8 protein-coding genes are annotated in these 5,940 nt (G+C 34.0%); all 8 read right to left on the bottom strand.

What is annotated here, in order from left to right:
• Nucleotides 1–180 precede the first annotated feature (180 nt).
• The 8 genes from fabF to IV512_RS19495 all read right to left on the bottom strand — a co-directional run bounded on the left by fabF (nucleotide 181) and on the right by IV512_RS19495 (nucleotide 5,739).
• Nucleotides 181–1,428 (bottom strand): beta-ketoacyl-ACP synthase II, encoded by a 1,248-nt coding sequence (gene fabF / locus IV512_RS19530; RefSeq protein WP_209406420.1) that lies wholly within the window; start codon nucleotides 1,426–1,428, stop codon nucleotides 181–183.
• 51 nt (nucleotides 1,429–1,479) lie between these two features.
• Entirely contained in the window at nucleotides 1,480–2,223 is a 744-nt protein-coding gene (locus tag IV512_RS19525; RefSeq protein ID WP_209406418.1) for a TetR/AcrR family transcriptional regulator, read from the bottom strand.
• Nucleotides 2,224–2,359: 136 nt separating this feature from the next.
• Nucleotides 2,360–2,722 carry a hypothetical protein gene (locus IV512_RS19520; RefSeq protein ID WP_209406416.1) on the bottom strand — a complete coding sequence of 121 codons (363 nt, stop codon included), beginning with the start codon at nucleotides 2,720–2,722 and terminating at the stop codon, nucleotides 2,360–2,362.
• Nucleotides 2,723–3,190: 468 nt separating this feature from the next.
• Nucleotides 3,191–3,562: a hypothetical protein gene (locus IV512_RS19515; RefSeq protein ID WP_209406414.1), complete on the bottom strand. Its 372-nt coding sequence runs from the start codon at nucleotides 3,560–3,562 to the stop codon at nucleotides 3,191–3,193.
• Nucleotide 3,563: 1 nt separating this feature from the next.
• Complete coding sequence (locus IV512_RS19510) at nucleotides 3,564–3,854, bottom strand: hypothetical protein (protein ID WP_209406412.1); 291 nt, start codon at nucleotides 3,852–3,854, stop codon at nucleotides 3,564–3,566.
• Nucleotides 3,855–4,032: 178 nt separating this feature from the next.
• Complete coding sequence (locus tag IV512_RS19505) at nucleotides 4,033–4,416, bottom strand: hypothetical protein (protein WP_209406410.1); 384 nt, start codon at nucleotides 4,414–4,416, stop codon at nucleotides 4,033–4,035.
• A gap of 161 nt (nucleotides 4,417–4,577) precedes the next feature.
• A complete protein-coding gene (locus IV512_RS19500; protein WP_209406408.1) occupies nucleotides 4,578–5,147 on the bottom strand; it encodes a hypothetical protein in 570 nt (189 codons plus the stop codon).
• A 136-nt stretch (nucleotides 5,148–5,283) separates the two neighbouring features.
• Nucleotides 5,284–5,739 (bottom strand): hypothetical protein, encoded by a 456-nt coding sequence (locus tag IV512_RS19495; protein WP_209406407.1) that lies wholly within the window; start codon nucleotides 5,737–5,739, stop codon nucleotides 5,284–5,286.
• Nucleotides 5,740–5,940: the final 201 nt, after the last annotated feature.

Here is a 5,940-nt window from a genome sequence, read left to right as displayed (position 1 = left end):
TTTGCCATTGCAAAGTCCGGAAGGCCCTATGACGAAACTTATGTTTCCGTATTGCCTGGATAAATAGAAGATGAATCGAATGAAAAAAGCTCAAAGAAATCGATTTTAGAATCTATGGGCCTAGAAAAGTATGGTTTCAGATCAAAGAAGAATTTGTTTGCTTTTTACCTCAGTTCTTTGTTAGCCAACGTATTTTTTGATTATCATTGCCGAACAATGACCTCCAAATCCAAAACTATTACTTAACGCATAATTAACTTTTTTTGATGATTTTTCTCCTAATGACAGATTCAATTCCTTGGGAATATTTTCATCAATTTCTGTTGTATTGATTGTTGGTGGTATCAAATCTGTTTTTACGGATAAACAAGTCGATATTGCTTCTATAGCACCTGTTCCGCCTAGTAAATGTCCAGTCATAGATTTAGATGCACTAATTTGTATTTTGTCAATACTTGATTTAAACAGTCTTTCGATTGCTTTAATTTCAGATAAATCTCCTAAACCAGTTGATGTTGCGTGTGCATTTATATAATCAATTTCGTTTGGTGTTATATGAGCTTCTTTTATTCCGATTTCCATTGCTAAATATGCTCCAAGTCCTTCGGGATGTGTTCCAGTTATATGATAAGCATCTGAACTTTCTCCACCACCAACAATTTCAGCATAAATTTTCGCATTTCTTTTCAATGCCGAATCAAGACTTTCTATAATTAAAGCTCCTGCACCTTCTCCAACAACAAAACCATCTCTATTTCTATCAAATGGTTTTGAAGCCGAACTGAAATTTTCATTGTTGGTGGACATTGCTTTCATAGCATTAAATCCTCCAATCGAAGATTCTGTAATTGGTGCTTCTGAACCACCAGCGATAATAATATCTGCCTTTGCTAATCTTATATAATTAAAGGCTTGAATTATGCTCTGTGTTGATGAAGCACAAGCGGTAACTGGGCAATAGTTAACACCTCTTAACCCATTGTTTATTGATATTATACCAGACAAACCATTGGATATTATTTTAGGTATAAAAAACGGATTAAAACGAGGGTTAAAATTCCCATTTGTATAATCAATTATTTCCTTTTCAAAAGTTTCAAAGCCCCCAATGCCACTCGAAAAAATCACACCAATTCTATTAGTATCCAATTTTGAAAAATCGAGATTAGCATCTTTAATGGCTTCTTCTGCTGAAATTAGCCCATATTGACTAAACCTATCAAGTTTTCTAGCTTCCTTACGGTCAAAATAATCTAAAGCGTCAAAGTCTTTTATTTCACAAGCGAATTGAGTTTTGAATTTGCTTACATCAAAACGTGTTATTTTATTTGCACCAGAAATGCCTTTCAATAGATTTTCCCAATACTGTTTTACATTTTTTCCAATAGGTGTAATTGCTCCTAGTCCTGTTATTACTACTCTTTTCATATTTATATATCTGTGACATATACCTTACGGTATATGAATGGTTAAATTTTTTTACTTCTGTTTTAATTGTAAAATTTCTGTTTCTAGATGTTCTATGTTATTTAATAAAATCTCTGGTTTATTCAATGTTTTTGCCAATAAAATACTACCCTCAATTATAGCAATCATTCGATACGAAAATAGGTCGATATCTATTTCTTTGATTTCGTTTTTATTAACTCCTTCAATTAAGATTGATACAATTTTTTTGTGCCAATTATGAATTGTTTTTACAACTTCTTTTTTTAATAATTCATTTCCATCATCAGTATCAACAGCAGTATTTAGGATTGCACAACCTCCATTCTTAAAAATTGGTTTAAATGATGTTTTATAATGATTTAGAAATGCAATTAGTTTATTTACTGAATTATCTTCTTTCTCTATTTTGTCAATTATTTGACGAGTCTGAAATTTATAATTGAATTTAAAAGCTTCTAAAGCGACTTCGTTTTTATCTTTGAAATTACCATAAATACTACCCTTTGTCAATCCAGTAGCATTAGTCAAATCGGATAAATAAGTTCCTGTATATCCCTTTTTATTGAATATAGAAGCAGTTTTTTCAATTATTAATTGTCTAGTTTTTTCCGACCTTACCATTTCACTAATATACTCTACGGTATATGAGTTTCCAAATTTTTGTATTGGTTTTGATTTTTTTCTATCATTTTCATTGGTTGATTGGATATGTTGGCTAACGGTTGAGCTATGAACAGTACGGTAGTAAACTAGCATTTGCTTTCCTCCACGCACATAGCGAAATCTTTTTGTTTTCTTTGTCCCGCTAAAAAGCAAAATCCAAAAGATTTTGCGGACTTCATTAAAATACGCAAACCTTTGCGTTTAAGCCCGAAGCCCGTATTGTTTATAGGTTGTGTTGTAAGCAGTTTTATTCTGTTATGTTGAGCGTTATTTTCACAAAAGTTATATCGGTATTTTCACTTGCTCCATCCGAACCTCTTCCAGATTTTAACTCCACATAATCACTACCGATAAATCCTGAAATAGGTCTGTATTTGTAAATTATTTGTCCATTAATATCACGTTCCAAATCACTAACTTCAAAATGTTTAGCTTGAATTTGGATTCCAGCTCCTTCTTCATCCCCGAAACTACCTAAATCATATTCATAATCTTCTATGTTACTAATAGTAACATTCTGTTCAATTATGGTGTCATTGGAATCATTTCCATTATTAGAGCACGAAATTAAAAATCCAATCAACAGAAACAGAGAAACGAATTTTTTCATAATATTCAATTAAAATTATAATAGTTAAGAGACTGATTTAAATTGCTTACAACGCAGGGCTATGTGAAGTCGTGCGTTTGGATTTTTGTTTGTCGTACCGACAAGGTACGTAAAAAGGAAAAATACAAGTGAGCACACCAGATTGCATATAGCGGTTGATATGCACAGTTTTCCTCGATGGCGCCTGAAGGTGATAAAAATATGATGGTCCCTCATCCTACGGCCCTTGCAATCTGACATGGCCCTGCGATGATGCACGTTTCCCAAAGGGCGGGAATTGGAGCCTGGCGACAATGAAGCGATTTGGGTTCACCTTTAGGTGAATTGTGCATCATCGTTGAGTGTATGGTGCCGTAAGGGATTGCGGACTTCAAACCTATCAAGTTACCACCCAAAATTGATGCGGGTGATGCCGCTCGAAAACCTCTGAATCCCTTATGCACTATACACATTGTTGTGTTTTCGTTGTTATTTATATTCAATCCGCAATATATTTGTTAATTCTAACTGTATATTGTCAGTATGGTCTATTCTTGTAGCTTTGAAATCATTGTATAAATCACTATAAATTTTCTTGTAATCACCATTATTAGCCATCTCTCCACTTCGATGAGTAATCTCAATTAACCAAAGTTTTAAACCTTTAAAAACCACTGTAACATCGAAATCATTATCCTCAAATTTTATTTTCTTTTTTAATGTATAAAAGTATTTGTCTTGATAATCTCCATATTTTTCGTATCCAATAATGTTTAAATCATCCTGATTTAGTTTTGCCGTAATTTCAATATCATCTATTAGTAAAAGCTTATTCTGATAATCAAATCCGAAATTTTTCATATTAGACTGAGTTTTTTAATTTCCATGATTTAATAGCATCTGAGACACCCCCCTTGTAGTCATTGCTTTTATCTCGGTTACTATATTTAGAAGTAGAGTAATAAGCTATATCTTTCGCTAATTTATCGATATACGAATGTCCCTGATTTTTATATTCATTAAGTCCTACTCCATCCAAACAAATCAACATTGAAAATCCAAATGCTGATATATTACAATTAACATCGATAAAATAGTTCTCACCATCTTTTAGTAAAAACCAAGCTCTATCTTCAAAATCTATAACATCCATTGTTTTATTTTGTCAAATTACATTTTAGCAACGAGGCTCTATTTCAATGAAACACAACGTTTAGGCTATGGTTTCGTTGCGGAATGATTCGGCAGAATTATTCCGCCGTAAACCAAACCTTTGCTGTAAGGTAGGAATTTCCGAGAGGAAATTCCGCCGCAATGAGCTATAGCCAGTGTTACCTGCGGGCTTTTTTATCCGTTAAATTTTGTCCGCACCAAGGGCAGAAACTAATTTCGATTATAGAAGTTCCTCCGTCGTGAATTGGAATTCCATAAGTTCCATCTGTCCATTTATTAATCACAACATCGAAATCTCCGTATTTTATATTTCCTTTATTGTCTAAGCTGTCGAATATTTTGTCCGCCATTTGTAGGCAACAAATTGATTCTGTATCAAATTTATTTTTCCGGAATTTTTCCTTTAAAGTCCATTCATGAAATTCTCTATTCTCGTGAATCTCGTCGATATATTTATTGTAATCAGGGTCATTCCATTTTACATTTCCGTTTAAGTCAGAAGTGAATTTTTGATGTAATATTTTAAATTCTTCGAATGTCATTTTCAGCTTGCAGGTAACGGTTTAGGCTATGGTTTCGTTGCGGAATGATTCGGCAGAATTATTCCGCCGTAAACCAAACATTGTAAACACGCAGGAATTTCCGTTGAGGAAATTCCGCCGCAATGAACTATAGCCAGTGTTGTAAGCTGGCTTTTTTATTTTTAAAATTTCCACCAAGGTTTTTTCGGTTCCATTGGTTTTACTTCACTTTCTATTTTCCAAAACTCTCCGTCATATTTTTCATCCGCTTTTTTGTTTGTCACGCTTACTCCATAAGGATAAATTCCGTCCTCAAGTCCGTTTTGAATTCTTTTCATTAATTTTTGAATTGGCCAACATCGAGTTCCGTCTGACAAATTCACTTCAATATTCACTTCTCCGTGTGGGTCATTGTCGTCAGTAATCCATTTCGAGTCAGGAACATTTTTTATTAAAGTTTCTCCAATATATGAGCCAATCGAAAATATTTTACCTCCATAACCTTTGGCAAGTCGACCACCTTTTATCGGTTGTCCGTCCTTAGTGTATTTTTGGATAAATCGGTCAATTTCAATTAAACTTCCCATTGAATAATCTAGTTCAATTCCGTCCGATTTGAATGCTTTAACTGTCCAATCGGATTGCTTTTTTATATCTTCTAATAATGTTGCCATTCGGTTTTTTAGCTTGCTTACAACGGTTGAGCTATGAACAGTACGGGGGCAAACTAGCGTTTGCTTTCCGCCACGCATATAGCGAAATCTTTTTGTTTTGATTTATTTTTTCTTTCCCGAGCAAAATCCAAAAGATTTTGCGGACTTCATAAAAATACACAAACCTTTGGTAAAGCACGAAGCCCGTATTGTTTATAGGTTGTGTTGTACCACGTTATTTTTTGTTTTTATACACGTCCTCGATTTCGTCCATCAAGTACAATTGTTGCAGCTCCGAACTGACTTGGTCAAAGTCTTGATTGAAGAATAGACCGAAAAACTTTTTTGGTATTTCTGGATTTTCGGATTCCGTCATATAAAGTTTGACTTTACGATTCGGGTTGTTCGGGTCCCCTGTCTCCAAATGAGCTCCAAGTCCGATTACGTACTGAAAAGTGTCCTCCGTGTTCGGTGCAATACTTACCGAAAGATATTTTGAGTCGTTTTTGCTCAAAACCTCTAAGTCCGGCATATTGAAATCCATAGAATTGAACTCTTTTTTATAGTCCGCTTTCCAGTCCACGTTTTCAAAGTCCGAAATATGTTTTTCCAACGTGGTTTTTCCCAAAAGTTGATATAAATCCGTCTCTAAGTCCGTTGTGTGGATTCTTGATACAAACTCGTTTTCCATTTTATTTTCATTTGGCTTTTCCGCGTTTTTGTCCTTACAGGAAAACGCCATTGTTATAATGATTAATATCCAAATTCGAGAGTTTTTCATAATGTGGTACAACGGTCTCGGCTCGTATGTTTGTTTCTTAAGTTGAAGATAAGATATTTAGAATAATAAAAGAGTTGATATAGAAGAGTGATTTCGAGGTTCGGCTGGATA

It is taken from the genome of Pseudozobellia sp. WGM2 (genome assembly GCF_017810075.1).
In the GTDB taxonomy this organism is placed as follows: domain Bacteria; phylum Bacteroidota; class Bacteroidia; order Flavobacteriales; family Flavobacteriaceae; genus JADNYK01.
This window is presented reverse-complemented; position numbering and strand designations above follow the sequence as displayed.

Coding starts and splice junctions, on each gene's coding strand:
- fabF (WP_209406420.1), bottom strand. CDS start 1,428: ATGAAAAGAGTAGTAATAACAGGACTAGGAGCAATTACACCTATTGGA.
- IV512_RS19520 (WP_209406416.1), bottom strand. CDS start 2,722: ATGAAAAAATTCGTTTCTCTGTTTCTGTTGATTGGATTTTTAATTTCG.
- IV512_RS19515 (WP_209406414.1), bottom strand. CDS start 3,562: ATGAAAAATTTCGGATTTGATTATCAGAATAAGCTTTTACTAATAGAT.
- IV512_RS19510 (WP_209406412.1), bottom strand. CDS start 3,854: ATGGATGTTATAGATTTTGAAGATAGAGCTTGGTTTTTACTAAAAGAT.
- IV512_RS19505 (WP_209406410.1), bottom strand. CDS start 4,416: ATGACATTCGAAGAATTTAAAATATTACATCAAAAATTCACTTCTGAC.
- IV512_RS19500 (WP_209406408.1), bottom strand. CDS start 5,147: ATGCGTGGCGGAAAGCAAACGCTAGTTTGCCCCCGTACTGTTCATAGC.
- IV512_RS19495 (WP_209406407.1), bottom strand. CDS start 5,739: ATGGAAAACGAGTTTGTATCAAGAATCCACACAACGGACTTAGAGACG.